Here is a 25,675-nt window from a genome sequence, read left to right as displayed (position 1 = left end):
GCGTTCGATGCAGGTCTTGGGATTTGGTTGCCGTCAGCCGGTATCGGCCCGGCAATGTTTCGCCGCCACCCGAAAATCGGCGGCGAGGTCGGCGAGCGTCGTGCCGGCAAAGCGCGCCATCAGGATTGCCTCGGCGTCCTTCAGGGCATCGCCGATAACGCGGTTGACGGATTTTTCGACGACGCAGCCCGGCATTTCCGTCGCCGGGCCGATCTGGAAGACGATCGGTTCGCCGAGCGCATTGTAGATATCGAGCAACGAGATATCGGCAAGCGGCTTGGCGAAATGCCAGCCGCCGCCATGGCCGCGGCCGGATTGCACGATGCCGGCATCGCGAAGCCCGGCCATGGTGCGGCGCACGACAACGGCATTGGTATCGAGGCAGAGCGCGAGATCGTCCGAGGTCATCGGCACCTCGCGTTCAGCCATATGCATGAGTGCATGAAGCACGGCGGAAAGGCGGCTGTTTCTTTTCATGTAACAATAATAGTTACGAATCGTGCCGCCTGTCAAGACAGGCCGGCTGGAAGGGTGTCAGCCGGCTAGCAACACGCGGACGATGGTGGGACCAAAAATGAGCCCGACGGGGGCAAAAACGGTGTGCAGAATCAGGATCGCCATCAAATACGTGCGAAACGGTTCCTTGCGCGTCTTGTGCCGCAGCAGGCGTTGCGCGGCAACGGCACCTAGGCTGCCGCCGAAGAAGGCGAATTGCAGCAGGCTTGCTTCAGAAACCCGCCAGCCGCCATTCCGCGCCGCATCCTTATCCCACCAGAAGAGGCAGAACGTCACGATATTGAGGAGAAGGAAAATGATCAGAAGCGCTGTCGTCATGTTCATGATGCGGTTTTAGCTAGCCAAGCTTGCGACTTGGCTAACGACGGTGCGACGCACCCGCTGAAAACCTTGCGCCGCCTGCCCATATGTTCTACCGAGACAGCACCGAAGACAGCACAGCAAGAGCCGAAAATGACCCTCGTCGACGTCCGCACCCCTGATCCGAAACGCTTCATCCCCGGCGCCACCGGCGATTGGGAAGTCATCATCGGCATGGAGGTGCACGCGCAGGTCCTTTCGAATTCGAAACTGTTTTCCGGCGCTTCGACGGAATTCGGCAAGGCGCCGAACGCCAATGTGTCGCTCGTCGATGCCGCCATGCCCGGCATGCTGCCCGTCATCAACGAGGAATGCGTCAAGCAGGCCGTCCGTACCGGTCTCGGCCTGAAGGCTGAGATCAACCATCGCTCGATCTTCGACCGCAAGAACTACTTCTATCCGGACCTGCCGCAGGGCTACCAGATCTCGCAGTTCAAGGACCCGATCGTCGGCGAGGGCAAGATCGTCATCTCGCTTGGCCCCGATCGCCAGGGCAATTTCGAGGACATCGAGATCGGCATCGAGCGCCTGCATCTCGAGCAGGACGCCGGCAAGTCGATGCATGACCAGCATCCGACCATGTCCTATGTCGACCTCAACCGCTCGGGCGTCGCGCTGATGGAGATCGTTTCCAAGCCGGACATGCGCTCGTCGGATGAGGCCAAGGCCTATATGACGAAGCTGCGCTCCATCGTGCGCTATCTCGGCACCTGCGACGGAAACATGGACGAGGGCTCCATGCGCGCCGACGTCAACGTGTCCGTGCGCCGGCCCGGCGAGCCCTTCGGCACGCGCTGCGAAATCAAGAACGTCAACTCCATCCGTTTCATCGGCCAGGCGATCGAATACGAAGCCCGCCGTCAGATCGGCATTCTGGAGGATGGCGGTTCCATCGACCAGGAAACCCGTCTCTTCGATCCCGGCAAGGGCGAGACGCGTTCCATGCGCTCGAAGGAAGACGCGCACGACTACCGCTACTTCCCTGATCCGGATCTGCTGCCGCTGGAGTTCGACAACGCGTTCGTCGCGTCGCTGCTCGCCGATCTGCCTGAACTGCCTGATGACAAGAAGATCCGCTTCGTCAAGGATCTCGGTCTCTCGGTTTACGACGCTTCCGTACTCGTCTCGGAAAAGGCGATTGCCGACTACTACGAGGCCGTGGCCGCCGGCCGCGACGGCAAGATTGCCGCCAACTGGGTGATCAACGACCTGCTGGGCGCCTTGAACAAGGACGGCAAAGCCATTGAAGAGACTCCGGTTTCGCCCGATCAGCTCGGCGGCATCATCGATCTCATCAAGGACGGCACCATCTCCGGCAAGATCGCCAAGGACCTGTTCGAGATCGTCTGGAACGAGGGCGGCAACCCGGCCGAGATCGTCGAAGCCCGCGGCATGAAGCAGGTGACGGACACTGGCGCCATCGAGAAAGCCGTGGATGAAATCATCGCCGCCAATCCCGATCAGGTCGCCAAGGTTCTCGCCAAGCCGACGCTAGCGGGTTGGTTCGTCGGCCAGGTCATGAAGGCGACGGGCGGTAAGGCCAATCCGCAGGCCGTCCAGGCGCTGGTCAAGGCCAAGCTCGGCATCGAGGAGTAATCCCGTGTTCTTCGTCCGCACGGCCTCCGAGCGCGATCTGGCGAAAGTCAGCGCGTTGCTTACTGAGACGTGGCATGCGACCTACGACGCGCTCTACGGCATCGAAAAGGTAAGCGAAATCACCGCGCGCTGGCATTCTGTGCCAGCGCTGAAGGCCAAGCTGGAGCGCAAGGACAGCGAGTTCGTCGTGGCCGACAACGGACGGGAACTTGCCGGCATGGGCTATGCCGCCATGTTGAAGGACAGGCCGAAGACTGCCTTCCTGCACAATCTCTATGTGTTGCCGCGCCATCAGCGGCATGGCATCGGCCGCGACATGTTTGCCGAGCTCGAAACCTGCTTTCCTGATGCGAACGCCATGCTGCTTGAGGTCGACCCGCGCAATGACGCCGCCGTCGCCTTCTACTACGCGCATGGCTTTGCAAAGGTCGGTGAAAACACGCATACGGCCGACAGTGTGTCCGGCGTGCCGCTGGATCTCTACGAGAAGCCCCTTGGCGGCTGAGCCCCGGCGAAAAGCCGTGGGCGAAGGCGCGGGAATCGCTGGACATTCGGCACCCGCCGCGCCATAAGCGGAAGAAATATTCAGTCTCGGGCCACATCCCAAGCGTGGCCCTCCCAAGGACGCCAGCCCATGAGCCTTCTCAAGCAGATTTTCACCTGGTGGAACGGTCAGACGATCGGCACCCGCTTTCACACCTGGCGCTTCGGCACCAAGGTCGGCCAGGACGAATTCGGCAACACCTATTATCAGGGCGGCGGCAAGGATTCCGAGGGCCGCACGCGCCGTTGGGTGATCTACAACGGCTATGCCGATGCCTCTGCGATTCCGCCGGGTTGGCACGGTTGGATGCACCACCGCACGGACGTTTCCCCCGCCGACGAGACGTATGTCGCGCGTGAGTGGCAGAAGCCGCACCGCCCGAACGGAACTGGTACGGCGCAGGCCTACCGCCCGCCGGGCTCCATTGCGGTCGCCGGCGAACGTCCGCGCGTGACGGGCGACTATGACGCTTGGACGCCGGGCAACTGATACCGATTTGGCCACATTTCGCCGGTAGCTCCAAGCAATCGGCGACGCCGGTTCAGATCGCAGGAGACGGCTTCATGACATCAGGGGTTTTAAAGGTGAACGCCGGACGGCGGTTCCTGGCGAGTGTGCTTGCAGCTGCGGCTGCCGGCCTTGCTCTGGCGCCCGTTTCGTCCGAAGCCGCCCGCATCGAAAACCCGGTTGCCGCCTTCTCAGGCATCGACAAGATCACCGGCCGCATCACAAATTTTGATGTCTATATCGGCGAGACCGTGCAGTTCGGCGCGCTCCAGGTGACGCCGAAGGTCTGCTACAGCCGTGACGACACCGAGGCCCAGAAGGTCACCTCGTTCGTCGAAGTCGACGAAATCACCCTCGACCGGAAAATCCGCCGCATCTTCACCGGCTGGATGTTCGCCGACAGCCCCGGCCTCAACGCCGTCGAGCACCCCGTGTATGACGTGTGGCTTGTTGAGTGCAAAGGCAAATCGGACGTGCCGCCGCCGGAAGACGGCGAGACGAAGAGTCAGTAAAAGGACGCTTCAGGCGTCTGGCGACTTTTTGCCGAAGAGGCCACGGAAGAAGCGAACCACACCCCCGAAAAGCAGTACGATCAGGAAGCCGCCTTTCTTGAGAAAGGCGAGAGCGACGGCGAGGAGGCCAACCTTGGCTGCGACCTTGGCGCCCGCACCAGCGGCGATAATGCCGGCTAGACCGTAGGCTGCAAGCTTGTCGCCCTGCTGATAGTCTTCGTAGGTTTTGCCCTTGTCGAACTGGACGAGCTTGATGACGCTGGGAATGGCAGCCTTGATCTCTTCGAGCTGCGAGAGGTCCGCCACGAAATTGTACTGGACCACGCCTTCGCGCCCAAGCAGGCGGACCGAGTAGTTCAATGTGTGCGATGTCGGCTGTTCGTTGCCGAAAATCAGATCGCGCGCCCAGTGGAGGGCATGCGCGGCTTGATCGTAGCGCGGCGCAGATGCCCAGCCGACCAGCGTAATCGTCGGAAATCCCTGTTTTTCGCGCTCGATATTGCTTTCGGCCACTGATTCTTTCAGCGTTTTCAGCAGGTCGTCATAGTCTGTGGTTGCTGCGTCGAGATCAGAAATATAGCCGTCGGCGCTGTACTCAACGAGTGATCCCCAGGCCTCAGTCTCGGTTGGAGCGTATTTTGCCGGGAAAATCATCCCGAGCATTCCTTCCGCAGCGTCTGCGGGGTTGCCCCAGATGTCTACGATGACGGTCTTGGTATCCTTGGGGTCGAGATAATAGAAATCGGCGGGAATGTTCAAGGTCGCATTCGCGCCCGGCAGCGGGATGGCGCCCTGTTTGAAATCCATTCCCTCCAGATACTTCTTGGCTTCGTCCGTGAAGTCGTTCCTTTCTGGGAACATACTCTGATAGGGCTGGGCAAGCGCGCTCCCCGCCAGCATTAGAACGAGAGCGGTCGCGACAGCATATATGCGTTTCAAATTGGTATCCCCCATGTGCCGGGTGACACTATACGAAGGGGAGGCAAAAGCAATCTTGGGGCGAGTTTTGAAAACGCTAAAATTGTAGATGCGGCGAGGCGAGCGCGTTGGCCAGCATGTCCTCATATTGAATCTTCGGCACATCGATCGCTCCAAACGTTTTCAAATGTTCGGTCGTGAACTGCGTATCGAGCAAGCGGAACCCGTGGGCTTTCAGGCGATCCACGAGATGCACGAGGCAGATCTTCGACGCGTCGGTGCGGCGCGAGAACATGCTTTCGCCGAAGAAGGCTGCTCCCAGCGAGACGCCGTAGAGGCCGCCGACAAGATCTCCGCCGTCCCATGCCTCCACGGAATGCGCATGTCCCATGCGGTGCAGCGTACCGTAGAGCGATTTGATCTTGGCATTGATCCATGTCGATGGCCGGTCCGGTGCGGCTTCGGCGCAGGCGGCGACCACGGCGTCGAAGGCGGTGTCGAAGCGGATGTCGAAGGGCTTCTGGCGGATTGTCTTGGCGAGACTGCGCGAGACATGGAACTTATCGAGCGGAATGACGCCGCGCATATCCGGCTCGACCCAGAAGAGTTCCGGGTCATCGGCCGAATCGGCCATCGGAAAGAGCCCGATGGAATAGGCGCGCAGAAGCAGTTCCGGGGTTATTTCCGGGTGCCGGCTGCGACGCCCTGCCATAACCGACGCCGCCTCAGGCGTCGGTGCTGTTGGCCAGATAGTTCTCCAGCCAATGGATGTCATAGTCGCCGTTGGCGATATCCTGGTTGCCGATGAGGTCTTGGAACAACGGCAGCGTCGTCTTGATGCCGTCGATGACGAACTCGTCGAGAACGCGGCGCAGGCGCATCATGCATTCGACGCGGGTGCGGCCGTGCACGATGAGCTTGCCGATCAGGCTGTCGTAGTAGGGCGGGATCTTGTAACCCTGATAGGCACCTGAATCGACACGAACGCCCAGACCGCCCGGCGCGTGGAAATGCGTGATCGTGCCTGGAGAGGGGACGAAGGTGCGCGGATCCTCGGCATTGATGCGGCATTCGATGGCATGGCCGGAAAATACGATCTCGTCCTGCGTGACCGAGAGGCCGGCACCGGAGGCGACGCGGATCTGCTCGTGCACGAGGTCGATGCCGGTGATGGCTTCGGTGATCGGATGCTCCACCTGAAGACGGGTGTTCATTTCGATGAAATAGAACTCGCCGTTTTCGTAGAGGAATTCGACCGTGCCGGCGCCGCGGTATTTCAGCTTCTTCATGGCGTCGGCGCAGATCTGGCCGATCTTCATGCGCTGGTCGACATTGAGGGCCGGGGAATTGGCTTCTTCCCAGACCTTCTGGTGGCGGCGCTGCAGCGAGCAGTCGCGTTCACCCAGATGCACCGCATTGCCCATGCCGTCGCCGACGACCTGGATTTCGATGTGACGCGGCTTGCCGAGATATTTTTCCATGTAGACGGCGTCGTTGCCGAAAGCGGCGAGCGCCTCGGAACGGGCCGTCGAGACGGCTTCTTCAAGATCGGCTTCGGTCTTGGCGACCTTCATGCCACGACCACCGCCGCCGGCGGTGGCCTTGATGAGCACGGGGAAGCCGATCTGGCGGGCGACTTCCAGCGCGTTCTCGGGTTTCACTTCGCCGTCGGAGCCGGGAACCACGGGAATGCCGAGTTCCTGCGCCGTCTGCTTGGCGGTGATCTTGTCGCCCATAATGCGGATATGTTCCGCCGTCGGGCCGATGAAGGTGATGCCGTGCGCGTCGAGGATTTCCGCGAACTTGGCGTTTTCCGACAGGAAGCCATAGCCCGGATGCACGGCGTCGGCACCGGTGATCTCGCAGGCGGCGACGATCTGATGGATGTTCAGGTAGCTCTCGCGCGACGGCGGCGGGCCGATACAGACACTCTCGTCTGCAAGGCGCACATGCATGGCGTCGGCATCCGCCGTCGAATGCACGGCGACCGTGGCGATGCCGAGCTCCTTGCACGCCCGAAGGACGCGAAGGGCGATTTCGCCGCGGTTGGCAATGAGGACTTTGGAGATCATGGGACCTGCCTTATTCGATGATGACGAGCGGTTCGCCGTATTCGACAGGGCTTGCGTCCTGGACGAGGATTTCGGTGACCTTGCCCGAGCGCGGCGCCGGGATCTGGTTCATCGTCTTCATGGCCTCGATGATGAGGATGGTCTGGCCTTCCTTGACCGTCGCGCCGACTTCGATGAAGGCGCGCGCACCCGGAGCAGGCGACAGGTAGGCGGTGCCCACCATCGGCGCCGTCACGGCGTTCTTGTTGTTGCGCGCGTCGGCCGGTGCTGCGGCAACGGCGGCGGTCGCGGCGACAGCAGCCGGTGCAGCGACGGCCGGTGCGGCGATCGGCGCCTGAACATACTGGGGCGTGCCGGCGCGCGAGACGCGGATACGCAGGTCGTCCTGCTCCACTTCGATCTCGGTCAGGTCCGTCTCGTTGAGGATATTGGCGAGATCGCGGATCAGAGCCTGATCGATGCCGTGTTTCTTGTCAGCCATGGGATTGAGCCTCTGGTTCTTCTTATGTCGTGATGGATGAAAGCGCATGCAGTGCGAGGATATAGCTCTGCACACCAAAACCGCAGATCACGCCCTTCACGGCGGGCGCGATCATCGACTTGTGGCGGAATTCCTCGCGGGCATGCACGTTGGAAAGGTGCAGTTCGACCACCGGGATCTTGATGGCGCGGATGGCGTCATGAAGCGCGATCGAGGTGTGGGTATAGGCACCGGCGTTGATGGCGATGCCGGCGGCGACGTCGCCGGCCTCGTGGATCCAGTCGACCAGATCGCCTTCATGATTGGATTGACGGAAATCGACGGCAAAACCAAGCTTCTCGCCTTCAGCCTTGCACAGCACTTCGATATCGGCGAGCGTCTGGCCGCCATAGATACCGGGCTCGCGCTTGCCGAGGGCGTTCAGGTTGGGGCCGTTGAGCACGAAAAGGGGTAAAGCCATTCGCAATTCCGCATGCTGGATCGAGGATTACCTATAGACCGGTGGTTTCCGTGAGGAAAGCCCCAAGGCACTGGGGTTTTCCGGTCATGGGGGCGTGTCCACAAGCAGCAAGGCCTGAACAGGCCAGCATGGCAAGAAGATGGCGGTTACGAGCAGCTTGCCTTGCCGCAGGCGCGGACATTGGCGATCTTCGCGCGCAGGTCATCCGCACCGACGGCACCGAACACCATCTCGTTGCCGAGAACGTAAGAGGGCGTGCCGGTGATGCCGAGGTCGTTCGCCAGCGAATAGGCTTCTCGCACGGCATCGTCATGCGGCTTTTCGGTCATGGTCTTGCGGATGTCGGCTTCCGAAACTCCCATGTTGGCGGCCAGCGCAATGGCGCTTTCTTCCGTGGCACGGCCTTCGCCGCCGAGCAGCGCGCGGTGGAATTCGCCGTATTTCTCCGGTGCGAGGTCGCGGAAGGCAGCGCTCACCTTGTGGGCGGCAAGCGAATCTGGACCGAGGATCGGCAGTTCCTTGAGGACGAAGCGGACGTTCTTGTCCTCTTTCAGAATGTCGTCCATGTCGGAGAGGGCGCGCTTGCAGTAGCCGCAATTGTAATCGAAGAACTCGACGATGGTAACGTCACCCTTCGGATTGCCAAGCGCGATATCATAGGGCGAGTTGTAGATCGCCTTTTCATTGTCGGTAATAGCGGATTTGGCCTTGGCCTGCTTTTGCGCTTCCTGCTTCTTTTGCAGGGCTTCTTGCACGTCCAGCAGGATCTCGGGGTTCTCGACGAGATATTCCTTGATGAATTCGCCGATCTCCTTCTTCTGCGCATCGTCGAGGGCGAGGGCCGGAAGGGGCGCTGCGACCGTAAAAAGAAGAGCCACGGTGGCCGCAAGCTTGGTCTTGAATGTCATGTCAGTCTGGTCCTCGTCGTGATGCGGCCCGCAGAAGTGCCATTGCCGGCGCTGCCGCGTCAATGCGGGGCAGGGCGCTTTCAACGACCTTATGAGCGGTGAGGCGCAAACGATAGGGAAAAAGCGGCGGATTTTCGGCCCTCGCGGGATTGTGAAGGCGCAAATCTTGCGGCAGGAAGGCCTCGATCCTTCAAACCGGAAGATAAGCCCCATGAAACTTTCCCGCCGCGGCGCCGTCGAACCCTTTCACGCCATGGACGTGCTCGCCGAGGCGACGAAGAGCCGCGCCGCCGGCCGGCCGGTGATCTCCATGGCCGTCGGCCAGCCGGTGCATCCGGCCCCCGCCGCCGCCCGCGAGGCCGCTCGCAAGGCGCTGGAGGTCGGCCGCATCGGCTATACGGACGCGCTCGGCCTGCTTTCGCTGCGCCACGCCATTTCGAATTTCTACCGGAGCCATCACGGCGTTTCCGTCGATCCCGGCCGCATCGCCATCACGACGGGCTCGTCGGCAGGCTTCAACCTGGCCTTCCTTGCGCTGTTCGATGCCGGCGACCGCGTCGCCATCGCGCGTCCCGGTTATCCGGCCTATCGCAACATTCTGGCGGCGCTCGGTATCGAGACGGTCGAGATCGAGGTGAATGCCGAAAACGGCTTTACCCTGACGCCGCAAGCGCTTGAGGCCGCCGGAAAGATCGATGGCGTGCTGCTCGCAAGCCCCGCCAATCCGACCGGCACCGTCACGGGCCGCGCGAACCTCGCGGCCCTCTCGGCCTATTGCCGGGACAACGGCATCGCCTTCATCTCGGACGAGATCTATCACGGCCTGACCTTCGTCGGCGAGGAGGCGACGGCGCTGGAATTCGGCGACGAGGCCGTCATCATCAATTCGTTCTCGAAATATTATTGCATGACCGGCTGGCGCATCGGCTGGATGGTGCTGCCGGAAAAACTGGTGCGCCCCGTCGAGCGCATCGCCCAGAGCCTCTACATTTCCGCGCCGGAACTGTCGCAGATCGCGGCGGAAGCAGCGCTTGGCGCCGAGGCGGAGCTGAACGTCTATCGAGACGCCTACCGCGTGAACCGCGACTTCCTGGTGAAGCGCCTGCCGGAAATCGGCTTCTCCATCGCTTCGCCGATGGATGGTGCTTTTTATGCGTATGTCGACGTCAGCCGCTTCACCAATGACAGCATGGCCTTCGCCCGCCGCATGCTGGCCGAGACGGATGTGGCGGCCACGCCCGGCATCGACTTCGATCCCAGGGATGGCCACCACACGATGCGTTTCTCCTATGCCGGCTCCTTCGAGGATATGAACGAGGCGGTCGATCGCCTCGCACGCTGGCTCGCCTGAGGCCGGAAAGGGATTCCGTTTCAGCACCTTGTGGCGGGAAACGGAATCGATCCGTCAGGGGCCTGAATCGCTTTCTCAGACCCGGTTGATCGACACGCCGCCATCGACCAGCATGGCCGTGCCGGTGGTGAAGCTCGATGCGTCCGAGCAGAGGAAGAGAGCTGCTTCCGCGATCTCTTCCGGTGCCGCGATGCGCTTGAAGGCGTTGAGGCCGGCGACGAATTGCCGGGCTTCCGGCGTGTTGGCGACCTCCCGGCCCATCGGCGTGTCCGTTGCGCCCGGCAGCAGCGCATTCACGCGAATGCCCTTCGGGCCATATTCCGATGCAAGCACCTGCACGAGGCCGACGAGACCGGATTTCGAGGCGGCATAGGCGGCAAGGCCCGGAAAGCCTGCGGTATAGCCGACGAAAGTGGAGGTGAAGACGAGGCTGCCGCCTCCACGCGCCTCCATCGCCGGCAGCTGGTACTTTGCCGCCAGGAAACCGCTCGTCAGGTTGACGGTGAGCACGTCCTGCCATTCCTGCTCGGAAAGTGATGGCAGCGGTCCGATCGGGCCGGTCGTGCCGGCATTGTTGAAGGCGATATCGACGCCGCCGAATTCCGCCTGTGCCGCCTCGACCAGTGCCCGGTGATGCGCCTCCTCGCCGACATCGCCAGGCAGGGCGATCACGGCGCCGCCTTCCGTGCGGATTTCGTCCGCGACATCGTTCAACCGTTCCTGCCCGCGGGCGGACAGAACGAGCTTTGCGCCACGGCGGGCAAAGAGCAGGGCGGTGGCGCGGCCGATGCCGGAGCTTGCACCGGTGATGATGGCGACCTTGTTTTCGAGGCGGGTCATGGATGTCTCCTTGCTGGTTTCTGACGACCGCCGATGTCGCAGAAGGCCGACCGGGCAACCACCCGATTCCCGCGTAAACGAAAAAGGCCCGGTTAAAACCGGGCCTTTCGAATTCTGCACTGCAAGCCGTTGCTTAGAAGAAGCCGCGGCGCTGCCACCAGCCGCCCTTCTTGGGCTTGTCAGCATCTTCTTCCGCGGCGGCTTCTTTCGTCGTGGAGGACTTCACCACCGGTTCGGATGCAATCTTGTTGATGTCGCGGTTTCCACGGGCGGGTTTGGCGGTGTCTTCGAGATCGGCCGCGGCTTCCTCGACGGCCGGCTCGACCGGCGTCGTTTCTTCCGCGACGGCTGCGGGCTGCGCTTCTATTTCCACCCGGGCCGCTTCGTCGGTCGTCACCTCTTCGGCAGCGGCCTTGGCGCGGCTCTTGCGAGCGCGCTTCGGCTTGGCCGCCGCTTCACCGGCAACAGCTTCGACCGGCGTTTCCTCGGCGACGACAGCGACTTCCACTACCTCGGCTTCGACGGCGACAACCTCTTCGGCTTCACCTTCACCTTCGTCACCGTCTTCATCGCCTTCACCGGCCGCTTCGACAGCACCGTCTTCCGGACGATTGCGACGACCGCCACGCTTGCCACGACGGCGACGCTTGCGGCGATCGCCAGCATCCTCCGAGGCCTCGGCAGTCTTCGGCGCTTCCGCACCGTCGTCACCCTCTGCATCGGCATCATCTTCTTCGAGGGCGTCTTCGTCGCCAGCCTGTTCGCCGCCGAAGGAGGCGGTGTCGGCACCTTCGCCATCGCGACCACGGCCACGGCGGCGGCGGCGGCGCTTGCGCTTGTTGTTGCGGCCGTTCTCATCCGAGGAGGCCGAAGTCTGGGTAGTCGGCGCGGCGGCGGCCGGACGGGCTGCTTCGTCCTCTTCCTCGTCGATCTCGTCCTCGATCACGACATCGTCGTCTTCGGGCTCAGGCTCGAAATGCAGGATCTGCTCGATCTTGACCGGGTTCTCGACAGCTTCGCCACGGTCGATCGCGAAATGCTGCGCGCCGACATGGGCATCGGCCTCGATGAGGATGGCGACGCCGAAGCGGCCTTCATAATCGATGATCGTGCCGCGCTTGTGGTTGAGCAGGTAGAGCGCGATATCGGGCGTCGTGCGCACACTGATATTGTGCGTGGTGTTCTTGAGGAGATACTCCTCGATGCCGCGCAGGACATGCAGGGCCACCGACGACTGCGAGCGCACATGGCCCGTGCCGTTGCAGTGCGAGCAGACCTGCATGGTAGATTCGAGGACAGAGGCGCGGATGCGCTGGCGCGACATTTCGAGCAGGCCGAAATGCGAGATGCGGCCGACCTGGATGCGCGCGCGGTCGTTCTTGAGATGGTCCTTCAGACGCTTCTCGACGGCCCGGTTGTTGCGCTTCTCCTCCATGTCGATGAAGTCGATGACGACGAGGCCGGCAAGGTCGCGCAGGCGCAGCTGACGGGCGACTTCTTCCGCCGCTTCCAGGTTCGTCTGCAACGCGGTTTCTTCGATCGAGTGTTCGCGCGTCGAGCGGCCCGAGTTGACGTCGATCGAGACGAGCGCCTCGGTCTGATTGATGATGATGTAACCGCCGGACTTCAGCGTCACCTGCGGCTGCAGCATACGGTCGAGCTGGGCTTCAATGCCCGAGCGCGAAAAAATCGGATGCACGTCGCGATAGGGCTGGACGACCTTCGCATGGCTCGGCATCAGCATCTTCATGAAGGCCTTCGCTTCGCGATAGCCTTCCTCGCCGGCAACGACGATCTCGCTGATATCCTTGTTGTAGAGGTCGCGGATCGAGCGCTTGATGAGCGAGCCTTCCTCGTAAACGAGGGTCGGCGCGGTCGACTGCAGCGTCAGCGTGCGAACGTTTTCCCACAGGCGCATCAGGTATTCGAAGTCGCGCTTGACCTCGACGCGGGTGCGGTTGGCGCCGGCGGTGCGCAGGATGACGCCCATGCCCTGCGGAACCTCAAGGTCGCGGGCGATTTCCTTCAGGCGCTTGCGGTCCTGAAGGTTCGTGATCTTGCGGGAAATGCCGCCGCCGCGCGCCGTGTTCGGCATCAGAACGGAGTAGCGGCCGGCCAGCGACAGATAGGTGGTGAGAGCAGCACCCTTGTTGCCGCGCTCTTCCTTGGCGACCTGCACGAGCAGGATCTGGCGGCGCTTGATGACTTCCTGGATGCGGTACTGCTTGCGCGGCTTGCGGCTGACGCGATCCGGCACCTCTTCCATGGCGTCTTCGGCGCCGACGGATTCGATGACTTCCTTTTCTTCACCGTTGTGATCGTCATCATCGTCGTCGTCATCGCGACGACGGCGGCGCTTGCGGTCGGAGGGCTCGGAGATTTCGTCGGTATCGACGGCCATGGCCATCGCGCCACCCGGCGTTTCGTCATCGCTGCCTTCAGAAGGAGCGGCGGCGTCCTCAGTTTCAGCGGCTGGGGCTTCCTCGGTCTTCGTCTTGGCCTTGCGCGTGCGGCGCGGCTTCTTCGGCTTTTCGGCCGGCGCGTCTTCCGCGGCGAGATCGGCGGAGGCCTCGACGACCTCAGGCTCGGCGGCGACGTCGACCGTTACTTCTTCGACGGCCGCGGCGACAGCGACGTCGGCTTCCGTTCCTGCCGGCGATTCGCTTTCCTCGGAACGGTCATTTGCCGTCTCGACATGTTCGATATCGTCGTCGCGGCGGTGTTCTTCGGCTTCCGCTCTCAGGAGCGCCTGACGATCTGCCAGCGGGATCTGGTAGTAATCCGGATGGATTTCGGCGAAGGCCAGAAAGCCGTGGCGGTTGCCGCCGTAATCGACGAAGGCCGCCTGGAGCGACGGTTCGACGCGCGTGACCTTGGCAAGGTAGATATTGCCACGGATCTGCTTCTTGTGTTCGGATTCGAAGTCGAATTCTTCTATGCGGTTTCCGCGTACGACAACGACGCGCGTCTCCTCGGAGTGAGACGCGTCGATAAGCATTTTCTCTGCCATGTAGATTGAACTCCTCGGCGCAGCCGCAATCCTGGCGGCAAGCTGTACCCTGAAGCGGGTGAGCCGGGGGAGGAGGGGGATGCGCCGGATAAGTAAGTTCTCGTTAGGCCCGGGTGAGGGGTAAGCGGACGGAGGAAGGCCGGAGCGCGAACGTCCCGGTGCCTGTTACCCTCTGATAGCGTCCGCTGCGTCAACATCAACGTCCAACGAGAATGCCAGTGCCATAGACCCTGAAGGTCCGATGAAATTGCCCTTTGGTAAGGGCGTTTGGTGGAAATCCACCTTGTCTGTTCCGGCCACCGCCGGTTTACGCGATCTGTTCGGCCGGGAAAAAGGGGCTATGACGGCGGATGAGGCCCCTGTTCGGCGCCAAGTCCCGAAGGAGTGGCTGCCTGCCCAGGGCGATTCTATCCCGTCTGGTCTTTTTCCCTGATTTTGCTTTTATGGCGGATATGTCACAATGGCAAGGGAAAAGCCAAAAGCGTCATAATCTTGATGGATTTGCCATCATGGTGCAGCGGTTGCGGCGGCACGCCTCCCGGCAAGCTTTGGTTAACCATATGGGGGCATCTATGAGGCTTGTCCTCAGCCGCGCCGCGCGGTTTTCACGCGTTCGAACGGACTGCCTGTGGTGATGCTACGCTTTCTCTGGGAAAAATCGCTTCGTCATTTGACGGGTGCATTTGCTGTTTTGCTGGCGCTGACCGTTACCGCGCCAGCCTTTGCCCTGTCCGCCACGGCTGCGCCGCTGCTGGCCTTTTCCGCGCGCATTGCCGGCGACGACGCCCGCACGCGGCTGATCATCGACTTCGACCGCAAGCCCGACTTTAAAGTCCACTATGTCGCCAGTCCCTACCGCGTGCTGATCGACCTGCCGGAGACTGATTTCGGCATCAAGGCCGAACAGCTCGAAGCGCGCGGCATCTTTTCGGAGATCCGCTACGGCACCATGGCCGAGGGACGCTCGCGCATTGTGCTGACGGCGGAGAAGCCGATCACCGTGGTACTCGCCGAGGTGCAGGAGGAGCAGGGGGCTGCAAGCTATCGTCTCGTCATCGATGCTGCGATCGTCAAGAAAGAGGCGTTCCAGGCGCAGATGGAAAAGCAAAGTTGGCAGGAAACAGCGACCCCGGCCAATGTCGAGCAGAAGCCCGTCATGCTGCCGGGCGGCAGCGCCGAAGGACCGTTCGTCATTGCTGTCGACGCGGGCCATGGCGGCATCGACAACGGTGCGCGCGGCGGCGTCACCAAGACGGAGGAAAAGCACGTCACGCTCGCCTTCGCCAAGGCGCTTGCCGATGCGCTCAATAAATTGCCAGACACCAAGGCCATTCTGACCCGCGACAAGGATGAGTTCCTATCACTCTCCCAGCGGGTGCAGCTTGCCCGCAATGAGGGCGCCAATCTGCTCATCTCCATTCATGCCGACACGCTGAAGCAGAAGGATACGCGCGGAGCGACGGTCTATACGATTTCCGACAAGGCCTCCGACAGCCTCGCCGCCAGCCTTGCCGAGCGTGAAAACCTCTCCGACCAGATTGCGGGTATCGCCTTCGTCGACGAACCGGCCGAGGTTGCCGATATTCTGCTCGACCTGACACGTCGCGAGACGCAGGCCTTCTCAATCAATCTGGCGCAGAGCGTGGTCAGCACCTTCAAGAACGAGGTGTTGCTGATCAACAATCCGCATCGCCATGCCGGTTTTCGCGTGCTGACGGCACCGGATGTGCCGTCGATCCTGCTCGAACTTGGCTTCATGTCGAACAAGGACGACGAGCAGCTTTTGATCGACCCGGCCTGGCAGACGAAGGTGGCCGGCCTTGTTGCGAAAGCGGTCGGCGAGTACCGCGCGACGGTCGTTGCGAACGGCGGTTAAGTCTATCCTGCCTTTGCCCGAGCAAGTATCGGGAGGCCGTGGTATTGTTCTGCCTGTGCCGGAAAAGTGACAGCGGCGGCCATTGTGCGGTGGCGAAGCCGGGATGCATGCTGTAAGCCCTATTTTCCTCACATTCCGATCGCTAGACGGGTGCGGGAAACGTGGGACGACTCGTCTTCGACAGGGCAGGCGCAACGGTCGTATTGGGCCGCGGCGACAAAAGGCCGGGCAGCAACTCTGCCCGATGAAATTAAAAGACATAAGGCATCGGTAACTGGCTCATGATCAGACTGATTGGATATTTCTTCGGGATCGGCGCCGTGGCGTTCCTCGGCGTGGCGGCAGCAGTCGCCCTCTATCTCGGAAGTGTCACCAAGGATCTTCCCGATTATGAAGTCCTCAACAGCTATGCGCCGCCGGTAACCACACGCGTGCATGCCGGCGACGGCGCGCTGATGGCCGAATATGCCCGTGAACGCCGCCTCTATCTGCCCATCCAAGCGATCCCGGACCGCGTGAAGGCCGCTTTCCTTTCGGCCGAAGACAAGAATTTCTATCAGCATCCCGGCGTTGACGTGACGGGCCTGTTCCGCGCCATCATGGTCAACCTGCAGAATTTCGGCTCGGGCCGCCGCCCGGTCGGTGCATCGACGATCACGCAGCAGGTCGCCAAGAACTTCTTGCTCTCGTCAGACCAGACCATCGACCGCAAGGTCAAGGAAGCCATCCTCTCGTTCCGCATCGAGCAGGCCTATTCCAAGGACCGCATTCTCGAACTCTATCTGAACGAGATTTTCTTCGGCCTGAATTCCTACGGTATTGCCGGCGCGGCACTCACCTATTTCGACAAGTCGGTCACGGAACTGACTGTCGCCGAGACCGCCTATCTCGCCGCGCTGCCCAAGGGCCCGTCGAACTACCATCCCTTCCGCCGCACGGAAGCCGCTATCGAGCGCCGCAACTGGGTGATCGACCGTATGGTGGAGAACGGTTATGTCACAAAAGCTGATGGCGATGAGGCGAAGACGCAGCCGCTCGGCGTGACGCCGCGCCACCGCGGCACCTATCTGTTTGCCTCGGATTATTTCTCCGAAGAGGTGCGCCGCCAGATTATCGAGCGCTATGGCGACAACGCCCTTTATGAAGGCGGCCTGTCGGTCCGCACCTCGCTGGACCCGCGCATCCAGATCGCTGCCCGCAAGGCGCTTCAGCATGGCCTGATCAGCTATGACGAGCGCCGCGGTTTCCATGGCCCGGTCAAGACGATCGAGATCGGCGGCGACTGGGGTGTCGAGCTGGCCAAGATCGAGCCGTTTTCTGATGTGCCGGAATGGAAGCTTGCTGTCGTGCTGGCGGTTGATGACGGTGGGGCTGATATCGGCCTGCAGCCGAGCAAGGAAGCCTCCGGCAAGGTCGTCGAACAGCGCGTGACCGGCCGCATAGAGGCCAAGGGCATGAGCTGGGCCTATCGTTCGGCCAAGGGCGATCGCAAGACGGCGAAATCTCCGGCCGGCGTTTTCAATGTCGGCGACGTCGTCTATGTCGAGCCGACCGAGGATAGCAACATCTATCGCCTGCGCCAGCCGCCGAAGGTTCAGGGCGGTCTCGTCGCAATGGACCCGCATACCGGCCGCGTACTGGCCATGGTCGGCGGCTTTTCCTATGGCCAGTCGGAGTTCAACCGCGCCACTCAGGCGATGCGCCAGCCGGGCTCGTCCTTCAAGCCCTTCGTCTACGCCGCCGCACTCGACAATGGCTATACACCTGCATCGGTTATCATGGATGCGCCGATCGAGATCGTCGCAGGCGGCCAGGTCTGGCGTCCGCAGAACTACGGCGGCGGCTCGGCCGGCCCGTCGACGCTGCGCCTCGGCATCGAGCGCTCGCGTAACCTGATGACGGTTCGCCTCGCCAACGACATGGGCATGAACCTTGTCGCCGAATATGCCGAACGCTTCGGTATCTACGACAAGATGCTCCCCGTTCTCGCCATGTCGCTCGGCTCGGGCGAAACCACGGTTCTCCGCATGGTCTCGGCCTATTCGGTGCTGGCGAACGGCGGCAAGCAGATCAAGCCCTCGCTGATCGACCGCATCCAGGACCGTTACGGCAAGACGATCTTCCGTCACGAAGAGCGGACCTGTGAAAACTGCAATGCCAACGACTGGGAAAATCAGGAAGAGCCCGTTCTCACCGACAACCGCGAGCAGGTCCTTGATCCGATGACCGCCTATCAGATCACGTCGATGATGGAGGGCGTCGTCACGCGCGGCACGGCGGCCGGCAAGATCAAGCTGGACCGCCCGACGGCCGGCAAGACCGGCACGACCAATGATGAAAAGGACGCCTGGTTCGTCGGCTATACGCCCGATCTTGTCGCCGGCCTCTATATCGGCTTCGACAACCCGGCCCCGCTCGGTCGCGGTGCGACCGGCGGCTCGCTCTCCGCGCCGATCTTCAACGAGTTCATGACGGCCGCCGTCGAAGGCACCAAGCCGACGAAATTCATCGTGCCCGAGGGCATGCAGTTCATTCCCGTCAATCGCAAGACCGGCATGCAGGCGAACGAGGGCGATCCGGATACGATCATGGAAGCCTTCAAGCCCGGTACCGGCCCGGCCGACGTCTTCTCGGTCATCGGCGGCGAGGAATATGCCAGCCCCGAGGAAATCCTGAAGAGCTCGCCGCAGGCCAACCAGGCGGTCACGGGCGGCAGCGGCGGCCTGTTCTGATCCATCATCATCTCGGATGAGGGCGGGCACGGGGCTTTACATCCGCGCCCGCCCTCTCTATTTCGAGGCCACCGAAACAGAGCATTGAAGAAACGGATATGCGCGCGGAAATCGAGAACGTCGTCGACGAAATCAAGCAGGCCATAAGCCTGCTGAGGAGGCATCTTTGACTGGGATCAGGCGGTAAGACGACTGGACTGGTTGAACAACAAGGCAGAGGATCCCAACCTCTGGAACGATGCCCAGGAAGCTCAGAAGCTGATGCGCGAGCGCCAGCAGCTGGACGAAAGCATCAATGGCGTGCGCGCCATCGAGCAGCAGCTGAAGGACAATATCGAACTCATCGAACTCGGTGAGGAAGAGGGCGATGCCGATATCGTCAAGGATGCCGAGGATGCCCTGAAGGCGGTTCGCACCGAAGCGTCGCGCAAGCAGGTCGAGGCCATGCTTTCGGGCGAGGCGGACACCAACGACACCTATCTCGAAGTGCACTCCGGCGCCGGCGGTACGGAAAGCCAGGACTGGGCCAACATGCTTCTGCGCATGTACACCCGCTGGGCGGAGCGCTCGGGCTACAAGGTGGAGCTTCTGGAAATACATGACGGCGAAGAAGCCGGCATCAAATCCGCGACGCTGCTCGTCAAGGGGCACAATGCCTATGGCTGGCTGAAGACCGAGTCGGGCGTGCACCGCCTGGTCCGCATCTCGCCCTATGACAGCAATGCGCGCCGTCACACCTCGTTCTCGTCGATCTGGGTCTATCCGGTCATCGACGATTCGATCACCATCGACATCAACGAGAGCGACTGCCGCATCGACACCTACCGTTCGTCGGGCGCCGGCGGCCAGCACGTCAATACGACCGACTCGGCCGTGCGCATCACGCACATCCCGTCGGGCATCGTCGTTGCCTGCCAGCAGGAGCGTTCGCAGCACAAGAACCGCGCCAAGGCGTGGGACATGCTGCGTGCCCGTCTATACGAGGCGGAGTTGAAGAAGCGCGAAGAAGCGGCCAATGCCGAGGCGGCCTCCAAGTCCGATATCGGCTGGGGCCACCAGATCCGCTCCTACGTCCTGCAACCCTACCAGCTGGTCAAGGACCTGCGCACAGGCGTCGAAAGCACGGCGCCCTCGGATGTTCTCGACGGCGAACTCAACGAGTTCATGGAGGCGGCCCTTGCCCATCGTGTGAACGGTGGCGCGGACGCGGTCGTGGACGACCTCAACTGAGTTTGAAATACACACTGAAAACGGGCGCTTCGGCGCCCGTTCTCGTTTCTGCGGCGCTCAATTCGTCGCGCGCTCGATCTTGATCTCGCCGAGATCGTCGATCAGCACCGTCCAGCTTTCCGGCTCCGTCGCCTTCGGGTCCGTCTTCAGATGGACGGTGGCGAAGAGGCCGGGCTGGGTAGTGACGCCGGAGGAATTCTCCGGTCTTATATCAGTGACATAGGGTTTCAGCGCAGAAAACTCGTCCAGAACAGTCGAGGAAACGATCTTGGGCCCTTTGGCGGTTGCCTCGATCTGCTGGAGATGGATCTGCGCCGTTCCGTCCTGCTGGCGCACGGCTATCAGCTTGTAATAGCCGCGACGCGGAGCGGGTTTTTCAGCAGTCGTCTTTTCAGCCGCCGCGGCAGCCGCATCGCCATCCGCCTCCGCAGGCTCTTCCCAGAACCCGGTGCTCACCACGAAGGTGATTGCTTCCGAGACCGGTGATTCTTCCTCGGCAAAAGCCGGCATGCCGGCGATCAGGAGAACGGCGAGAGCGGCGGTGAGGGCACGTTTCATGATCTGCTCCTGTCCCTGAAAAGGAGAGGGTGTCAGTAATCGAATTGTTCGGCAAGAATCCGGTCGGACCAAGAATGATCCGGGTCCGAGAGAATATGCGCGGAAAGGCCCTCCGATTCGGCAATCCGCACCGAGGTCACCGATTTGACCTCGGTATTGTCGGCCACGGCATTGACCGGTCGCTTTTCCGCTTCCAGCACCTCGATCTTGACGGTCACCTTGTTGGGCAGCAGAGCCCCGCGCCAACGCCGCGGCCGGAAGGGGCTGACCGGCGTCAAGGCCAGTAGCGGCGCCTCCAGGGGCAGGATGGGGCCGTGGGCAGAGAGATTGTAGGCCGTGGAGCCTGCGGGGGTCGCCAGCAGCAGGCCATCGCAGATCAGCTCTTCCAGCCGCACACGGCCATCGACGCTGACCCGCAGCTTTGCCGCCTGGTAGGACTGGCGGAAGAGATAGACCTCGTTGATGGCCAGCGCCCGCCGTTCCTGCCCGCTCGCATCGCTCGTCACCATTTCCAGCGGCCGGAAGGCATTTTCGACAGCGCCGCCGATGCGCTCGCGCAGGTTGGCCGAATCGTAGCGGTTCATCAGGAAACCGATCGAGCCGCGGTTCATGCCATAGACCCGCTTGCCGGTATTCATGGTCGTGTGCAGCGTCTGCAGCATGAAACCGTCGCCGCCGAGCGCGACGATCACGTCGGCCTCTTCCGGATCGGCATTGCCATAGATGGCGATCAGCTCGTCGCGCGCATCCTGCGCTTCGGGCGCCTGCGAGGCGACGAAGGAAAGGGTGTTCAACTCACGCGCCATGCCACTGATCCGCATCCTCAATGCAAAGGTTCAAGCCTCGCGCGGTGCACAAGGCCGGTCTTTGTCGCATGCCTTTACGGCATGCGCATCTGAAAAATATGACAATGATCTGTGAACTCGGCTGTGGATACGGCCGCCGGCGATCAGGCCTTGCGCGCACCAACACGCGCTTCAAGTGCCTTCAACGCCGCTTCACCGGCAGCTGCCGCCTCGAAAGGGTTGCGGAACGGGCCGATCAGAGGATTGGTTACGCCGCGGAATGTCAGCGCGACGAAAAATTTCCCGTCCGAGCGCTTCTCGATCTGGACCTTGGAGACCGGTTCTTTTTCTGTAGCCACGGTAAAATCCTCCGGAGCGCCGCGCGTGAAAAACCGGCCAGGCCGGCCATCCAATCTGTCGCGAAGCGGAAATAATGGTGCCCCCACCAGGACTCGAACCCGGGACCCCCTGATTACAAATCAGGTGCTCTACCAACTGAGCTATAAGGGCACGCAATGCGAGGGAGTTAGCATATTTTCCGCCGGAGTAAAGCGAAAAGGGAGGATCAGATCGACCAGTTGCTGTCGTCGGCGGGTTTGGGCACGATTTCCTGGCAGCGGTGCATGGAGCGCGGCAGGTTTTCGGCGAGGTGCTCGATTAGTGCCCGCACCGCCGGCAGCATGCCATGGCGGGAGGTGAAGACGGCGTGGACCGTCGCTTCCGTCGATGACCAGTCCGGCAGCACCGGGGTCAGTAGGCCATTGCGGAATCCGCGCTCGACGATGATGTCGGGCAGCAAGCCAAGGCCGATGCCCTCGATCGTCGCGCGTTCCAGCACGCTAAAATCCGAGCAGGTGAGGACCGGCGAGTGCGAGACGTCATGAATTTCTCCGCTCGAATGCAGCAGCGTCCAGATGGCGCGCGGATTGTTTTCCTGCATCGAGAGCGTGGGAATGCGGCCGATCGTGTGGAGATCGACGGGGCCGTAGCGCTTCAGAAAACGCGGACTTGCTGCGAGGTAGCGGCGCGTGGCGCCGAAACGGCGCACGATCAGCGACTGGTCCGTGTCGTAGCTGTCGCGCACGCGCAGCGCGACATCGATTCGCTCCTCGATGAGATCGACGGGGCGCCCGGTGGTGAGGATCGACAGGCGCACCAGCGGATAACGTTTCAGGAAACCCGGCAGCACATCGGCCATCATGGGGGCGAAACCCGGCGGCATGGAGAGCCGCACGGTTCCCGCCGGCTCCGCCTTGGCGACGGCGACGACCGCTTCCGCCGCCTCGACGCCTGACAGCACCGCCTCACAGCGCTCATAGAAGGACTGGCCGATGTCGGTGATGGCGAGTTTTCGGGTGGAGCGCTCGATGAGGCGCACGCCGAGCTGCTCCTCGAGGGCTGCGACCCGCTTGCTGATCTTCGATTTCGGCACGGACAGCGCATTTGCTGCCGCTGTAAAACCCTTGTGCCGCACAACGGCGGCATAGAGGGCGAGATCGTTCAGGTCCTGCATGTGGTGTCTCCGGTCATGACCTGATTATTGTTTCCCTGGTGAAACAGTCAATTGGATTTTTGCCGTCTAATCGCGCGATTGTTTTCAGATCATATGTTTTGCACCCAAACCGAACAGAGGTGCTGACCCATGAACGTTCTTCACATCGACTCCGGCATTCTCGGAGATCATTCTGTATCCCGTCGCCTGACCGCTGCCGTTGCCGCCCAGATCAAGGCCGAACAATCCGGCGCGACCGTCACCTATCGCGACCTCGTCTCCAACCCGCTGCCGCATCTCTCCGGCGCGCATCTGAGTGCCGCCAATGCCGCGCCGGACCAGATCGACACGCAGGTCGCCGCCGAGGTTGCCGAAAGCAAGGTCGTGCTGGAAGAATTCCTCGCCGCCGATACGATCATCCTCGGCGTGCCCATGTACAATTTCTCGCTGCCGAGCCAGCTCAAGGCCTGGATCGACCGCGTCGCCGTCGCCGGCAAGACGTTCCGCTACACGGCCGAAGGCCCGGAGGGTCTCGCCAAGGGCAAAAAGATCATCATCGTTTCCACCCGCGGCGGCCATTATAGCGCCGGCCCGGCAGCTGTGATGGATCATCAGGAAAGCTATCTGCGCGCCGTGCTCGGTTTCCTCGGCGTCACCGATATCGAGATCGTTCGCGCCGAAGGTCTCAACCTCTCGGTCGATTCGAAGGTCCAGGCGATTTCCGAAGCCGAGCGCACGATCAGCGACCGCAACGGCCTGAAGCTCGCCTCCTAAGCGAGATCAGATATCCAAAACAACGAAGGCCCGCCGGCATCCACCGGCGGGCCTTCGTTGTTTTCATGTGATGCGTGTTCAGCCGAGGAGATGGCGCTGCGTGGCGTAGAGCGCGATGGCCGCGGCGTTCGACACATTCAGCGACTTGATGGCGCCGGGCATGTCGAGGCGGGCGAGCGCCTTGCAGGTGGCGCGCGTCTTCTGGCGCAGGCCCTTGCCCTCGGAACCCATGACGAGCGCGATGCGCTGACCCGATAGCGTGCCTTCCAGCGGGGCGGGGCCTTCCGAATCAAGGCCGATGGTCAGGAAGCCTAGCTTGTGCAACTCTTCCAGCGCATCCGAGAGATTGGTGATCTGGATATAGGGGATCAGCTCCAGCGCTCCGGAGGCGGTCTTGGCCAGCACGCCCGATTCCGTCGGCGAATGGCGCTGCGTGGTGATGACGGCGCCGGCATTGAAGGCGACGGCCGAGCGCATGATGGCGCCGACATTGTGTGGATCCGTCACCTGGTCGAGCACGAGCAGCAGCGGGCTGTCCTTCAGCGCCTCCAGCCGGCGAACGGGCAGGGGCCGCGTTTCCAGCATGACGCCCTGATGGATCGCCTCCGGGCCGAGCACCTTGTCGAGGTCCGATGGCAGCACGGTTTCGACCGGGTAGGGCAGGGTCGACAAATCGGGCAACTCCAGCCGCTGGGCGGCGTTGAGGCTGACCGACAGCTTGATGATCTTGCGCTCGGGATTGTCGAGGGCGGCGCGCACCGTATGCAGGCCGTAGAGATAGACCTGATCGGGCGCGAGCGTGGGCGCTTTCCAGCCCTCGGCCGGCTTGCGGCGGCGGTCGTCCCGGGGTGTCGGGATATCGCCGCGCTCACGCTTCTGGTCGCGGTGCGCCCGGCGCAGTTTTGCGTAATGGGTGTCTTTTGCGGTCTTGCCGCCGGTATCGTCTTTGCTCATGGCGCCTTATAAAGCATGTCGCGCAAAAGTGTGCAGCGGTTTTGCATCGGCGACAGGCGAAAAATTCAAATGGCGCGCGGCGCGTGCAAATCGCGGCCATCCACAGGCGGGTGCTGGCGGCGACATTTTTCTCAATTTTTTCCGTGACGTCGTGTTGACAGGATGAATTGTGCCCGTCATATACGCCGCCAGATCGAAGGCGCCGCCGAAAAGGCACTGCCGATAGGTCGAACTGGTCGCTTGATCCCGACAGAATAATGGAGGGATGCCCGAGTGGTTAAAGGGGACGGACTGTAAATCCGTTGGCTCAGCCTACGTTGGTTCAAATCCAACTCCCTCCACCATTCTGTTGTACGGATCAAGACCTCCCCGCGGGTATAGCTCAATGGTAGAGCAGCAGCCTTCCAAGCTGAATACGCGGGTTCGATTCCCGCTACCCGCTCCATTTTCTTCCTTCACAAAAAGAATCAGCACTTCGCACTAAGGCTTTGCCTTGAAAAAGCGATTCCGCATGCCGATTTATGGTCCATCTGGCTTGCCTCAGCTCGTTTCCGGCGGTTTTCATCATGCATTTAAAGCTTGCGCATTCGTTGCGAAAGCCTTAAACGCCTGCCAAACCGGACGGGCCGGTTAGCCCAACTTTCGTTCAGTAGGAAATAAAGAGATGGCAAAGAGCAAGTTTGAGCGCAACAAGCCTCACGTAAACATCGGCACGATCGGCCACGTTGACCACGGCAAGACGTCGCTGACGGCAGCGATCACGAAGTACTTCGGCGAGTTCAAGGCGTACGACCAGATCGACGCTGCACCGGAAGAAAAGGCGCGCGGCATCACCATCTCGACGGCGCACGTCGAATACGAGACGCCGAACCGCCACTACGCGCACGTTGACTGCCCCGGCCACGCCGACTACGTCAAGAACATGATCACCGGTGCTGCCCAGATGGACGGCGCGATCCTGGTTTGCTCGGCTGCTGACGGCCCGATGCCGCAGACCCGCGAGCACATCCTGCTCGCCCGCCAGGTCGGCGTTCCGGCAATCGTCGTGTTCCTCAACAAGGTCGACCAGGTTGACGACGCCGAGCTCCTCGAGCTCGTCGAGCTGGAAGTTCGCGAACTTCTGTCGTCCTACGACTTCCCGGGCGACGACATTCCGATCATCAAGGGCTCGGCTCTGGCCGCTCTGGAAGATTCGGACA

The 25,675-nt window shown here is 61.8% G+C and carries 25 protein-coding genes and 3 tRNA genes; 12 read left to right on the top strand and 16 right to left on the bottom strand.

What is annotated here, in order from left to right:
* Nucleotides 1–33 precede the first annotated feature (33 nt).
* The gene (locus tag D0Y60_RS20475) at nt 34–477 is read right to left on the bottom strand and encodes an Rrf2 family transcriptional regulator (RefSeq protein WP_117371811.1); all 444 of its coding nucleotides are present in this window, start codon (nt 475–477) and stop codon (nt 34–36) included.
* A gap of 57 nt (nt 478–534) precedes the next feature.
* The gene (locus tag D0Y60_RS20470; protein ID WP_117371810.1) at nt 535–840 is read right to left on the bottom strand and encodes a DUF1294 domain-containing protein; all 306 of its coding nucleotides are present in this window, start codon (nt 838–840) and stop codon (nt 535–537) included.
* A 129-nt stretch (nt 841–969) separates the two neighbouring features.
* Here D0Y60_RS20470 and gatB point away from each other — a divergent pair, with 129 nt between their 5' ends.
* From gatB to D0Y60_RS20450, 4 genes are all read left to right on the top strand, one after another.
* Nucleotides 970–2,472: an Asp-tRNA(Asn)/Glu-tRNA(Gln) amidotransferase subunit GatB gene (gene gatB / locus D0Y60_RS20465; protein ID WP_117371809.1), complete on the top strand. Its 1,503-nt coding sequence runs from the start codon at nt 970–972 to the stop codon at nt 2,470–2,472.
* A 4-nt stretch (nt 2,473–2,476) separates the two neighbouring features.
* Nucleotides 2,477–2,977, top strand: coding sequence for a GNAT family N-acetyltransferase (locus D0Y60_RS20460; RefSeq protein WP_117371808.1), 501 nt, complete (start codon nt 2,477–2,479; stop codon nt 2,975–2,977).
* A 129-nt stretch (nt 2,978–3,106) separates the two neighbouring features.
* Nucleotides 3,107–3,505, top strand: a complete 399-nt coding sequence (locus D0Y60_RS20455; protein WP_117371807.1) for an NADH:ubiquinone oxidoreductase subunit NDUFA12 — start codon at nt 3,107–3,109, stop codon at nt 3,503–3,505.
* 74 nt (nt 3,506–3,579) lie between these two features.
* Nucleotides 3,580–4,035, top strand: coding sequence for a DUF2155 domain-containing protein (locus D0Y60_RS20450; protein ID WP_117371806.1), 456 nt, complete (start codon nt 3,580–3,582; stop codon nt 4,033–4,035).
* 9 nt (nt 4,036–4,044) lie between these two features.
* On the opposite strand, the gene D0Y60_RS20445 is transcribed toward D0Y60_RS20450, so the two are convergent.
* The 6 genes from D0Y60_RS20445 to D0Y60_RS20420 form a co-directional block, all read right to left on the bottom strand.
* Nucleotides 4,045–4,974, bottom strand: coding sequence for a DUF2167 domain-containing protein (locus D0Y60_RS20445; protein WP_245409254.1), 930 nt, complete (start codon nt 4,972–4,974; stop codon nt 4,045–4,047).
* A 76-nt stretch (nt 4,975–5,050) separates the two neighbouring features.
* The gene (gene aat / locus D0Y60_RS20440) at nt 5,051–5,665 is read right to left on the bottom strand and encodes a leucyl/phenylalanyl-tRNA--protein transferase (protein ID WP_117371804.1); all 615 of its coding nucleotides are present in this window, start codon (nt 5,663–5,665) and stop codon (nt 5,051–5,053) included.
* A gap of 13 nt (nt 5,666–5,678) precedes the next feature.
* Nucleotides 5,679–7,025 carry an acetyl-CoA carboxylase biotin carboxylase subunit gene (accC, locus tag D0Y60_RS20435; RefSeq protein WP_117371803.1) on the bottom strand — a complete coding sequence of 449 codons (1,347 nt, stop codon included), beginning with the start codon at nt 7,023–7,025 and terminating at the stop codon, nt 5,679–5,681.
* Nucleotides 7,026–7,035: 10 nt separating this feature from the next.
* The gene (gene accB, locus D0Y60_RS20430; protein WP_117371802.1) at nt 7,036–7,506 is read right to left on the bottom strand and encodes an acetyl-CoA carboxylase biotin carboxyl carrier protein; all 471 of its coding nucleotides are present in this window, start codon (nt 7,504–7,506) and stop codon (nt 7,036–7,038) included.
* 22 nt (nt 7,507–7,528) lie between these two features.
* Nucleotides 7,529–7,966: a type II 3-dehydroquinate dehydratase gene (gene aroQ / locus D0Y60_RS20425; protein WP_117371801.1), complete on the bottom strand. Its 438-nt coding sequence runs from the start codon at nt 7,964–7,966 to the stop codon at nt 7,529–7,531.
* A 146-nt stretch (nt 7,967–8,112) separates the two neighbouring features.
* Nucleotides 8,113–8,874, bottom strand: coding sequence for a DsbA family protein (locus tag D0Y60_RS20420; protein WP_117371800.1), 762 nt, complete (start codon nt 8,872–8,874; stop codon nt 8,113–8,115).
* 211 nt (nt 8,875–9,085) lie between these two features.
* Here D0Y60_RS20420 and D0Y60_RS20415 point away from each other — a divergent pair, with 211 nt between their 5' ends.
* Nucleotides 9,086–10,225, top strand: a complete 1,140-nt coding sequence (locus D0Y60_RS20415; protein WP_117371799.1) for an aminotransferase class I/II-fold pyridoxal phosphate-dependent enzyme — start codon at nt 9,086–9,088, stop codon at nt 10,223–10,225.
* A 75-nt stretch (nt 10,226–10,300) separates the two neighbouring features.
* Here D0Y60_RS20415 and D0Y60_RS20410 read toward each other — a convergent pair whose 3' ends face one another.
* Both D0Y60_RS20410 and D0Y60_RS20405 read right to left on the bottom strand, forming a co-directional pair.
* Nucleotides 10,301–11,065: an SDR family oxidoreductase gene (locus D0Y60_RS20410; RefSeq protein ID WP_117371798.1), complete on the bottom strand. Its 765-nt coding sequence runs from the start codon at nt 11,063–11,065 to the stop codon at nt 10,301–10,303.
* Between the two features lie 133 nt (nt 11,066–11,198).
* The gene (locus D0Y60_RS20405; RefSeq protein WP_117371797.1) at nt 11,199–14,075 is read right to left on the bottom strand and encodes a ribonuclease E/G; all 2,877 of its coding nucleotides are present in this window, start codon (nt 14,073–14,075) and stop codon (nt 11,199–11,201) included.
* Nucleotides 14,076–14,745: 670 nt separating this feature from the next.
* Between D0Y60_RS20405 and D0Y60_RS20395 the strand changes: the two genes are divergently transcribed.
* From D0Y60_RS20395 to prfB, 3 genes are all read left to right on the top strand, one after another.
* The gene (locus D0Y60_RS20395) at nt 14,746–15,951 is read left to right on the top strand and encodes an N-acetylmuramoyl-L-alanine amidase (RefSeq protein WP_245409253.1); all 1,206 of its coding nucleotides are present in this window, start codon (nt 14,746–14,748) and stop codon (nt 15,949–15,951) included.
* Between the two features lie 281 nt (nt 15,952–16,232).
* The gene (locus D0Y60_RS20390) at nt 16,233–18,683 is read left to right on the top strand and encodes a penicillin-binding protein 1A (RefSeq protein WP_117371794.1); all 2,451 of its coding nucleotides are present in this window, start codon (nt 16,233–16,235) and stop codon (nt 18,681–18,683) included.
* Nucleotides 18,684–18,781: 98 nt separating this feature from the next.
* A protein-coding gene (gene prfB / locus D0Y60_RS20385; RefSeq protein WP_117371793.1) for a peptide chain release factor 2 occupies nt 18,782–19,913 on the top strand; the annotation gives its coding sequence in 2 pieces (ribosomal slippage) (nt 18,782–18,850 and nt 18,852–19,913; 1,131 coding nt in all).
* A gap of 57 nt (nt 19,914–19,970) precedes the next feature.
* On the opposite strand, the gene D0Y60_RS20380 is transcribed toward prfB, so the two are convergent.
* From D0Y60_RS20380 to D0Y60_RS20360, 5 genes are all read right to left on the bottom strand, one after another.
* Nucleotides 19,971–20,423, bottom strand: coding sequence for a hypothetical protein (locus D0Y60_RS20380; RefSeq protein ID WP_245409257.1), 453 nt, complete (start codon nt 20,421–20,423; stop codon nt 19,971–19,973).
* An 80-nt stretch (nt 20,424–20,503) separates the two neighbouring features.
* Nucleotides 20,504–21,277 carry an NAD kinase gene (locus tag D0Y60_RS20375; protein WP_117371791.1) on the bottom strand — a complete coding sequence of 258 codons (774 nt, stop codon included), beginning with the start codon at nt 21,275–21,277 and terminating at the stop codon, nt 20,504–20,506.
* 143 nt (nt 21,278–21,420) lie between these two features.
* Nucleotides 21,421–21,615 (bottom strand): hypothetical protein, encoded by a 195-nt coding sequence (locus D0Y60_RS20370; protein WP_117371790.1) that lies wholly within the window; start codon nt 21,613–21,615, stop codon nt 21,421–21,423.
* A 75-nt stretch (nt 21,616–21,690) separates the two neighbouring features.
* Nucleotides 21,691–21,766, bottom strand: a tRNA-Thr gene (locus D0Y60_RS20365).
* 55 nt (nt 21,767–21,821) lie between these two features.
* Nucleotides 21,822–22,769 carry a LysR family transcriptional regulator gene (locus D0Y60_RS20360; protein ID WP_117371789.1) on the bottom strand — a complete coding sequence of 316 codons (948 nt, stop codon included), beginning with the start codon at nt 22,767–22,769 and terminating at the stop codon, nt 21,822–21,824.
* 129 nt (nt 22,770–22,898) lie between these two features.
* Between D0Y60_RS20360 and D0Y60_RS20355 the strand changes: the two genes are divergently transcribed.
* Nucleotides 22,899–23,522 (top strand): FMN-dependent NADH-azoreductase, encoded by a 624-nt coding sequence (locus D0Y60_RS20355; RefSeq protein WP_117371788.1) that lies wholly within the window; start codon nt 22,899–22,901, stop codon nt 23,520–23,522.
* 78 nt (nt 23,523–23,600) lie between these two features.
* On the opposite strand, the gene rlmB is transcribed toward D0Y60_RS20355, so the two are convergent.
* Complete coding sequence (gene rlmB, locus D0Y60_RS20350; RefSeq protein WP_117371787.1) at nt 23,601–24,476, bottom strand: 23S rRNA (guanosine(2251)-2'-O)-methyltransferase RlmB; 876 nt, start codon at nt 24,474–24,476, stop codon at nt 23,601–23,603.
* Nucleotides 24,477–24,735: 259 nt separating this feature from the next.
* On the opposite strand from rlmB, the gene D0Y60_RS20345 reads away from it, so the two are divergent.
* From D0Y60_RS20345 to D0Y60_RS20335, 3 genes are all read left to right on the top strand, one after another.
* Nucleotides 24,736–24,820: transfer RNA gene (locus D0Y60_RS20345), tRNA-Tyr, on the top strand.
* 27 nt (nt 24,821–24,847) lie between these two features.
* A tRNA-Gly gene (locus D0Y60_RS20340) sits at nt 24,848–24,921 on the top strand.
* A 219-nt stretch (nt 24,922–25,140) separates the two neighbouring features.
* Nucleotides 25,141–25,675, top strand: a 535-nt coding sequence (locus D0Y60_RS20335) for a GTP-binding protein (protein ID WP_117371786.1), incomplete at its 3' end; no start/stop codon positions are given.

The organism is Shinella sp. WSJ-2, assembly GCF_003432075.1.
Lineage (GTDB): Bacteria > Pseudomonadota > Alphaproteobacteria > Rhizobiales > Rhizobiaceae > Shinella.
The sequence above is the reverse complement of the archived record's forward strand: the minus strand, read 5'-3'. Positions and strand labels throughout refer to the sequence as shown.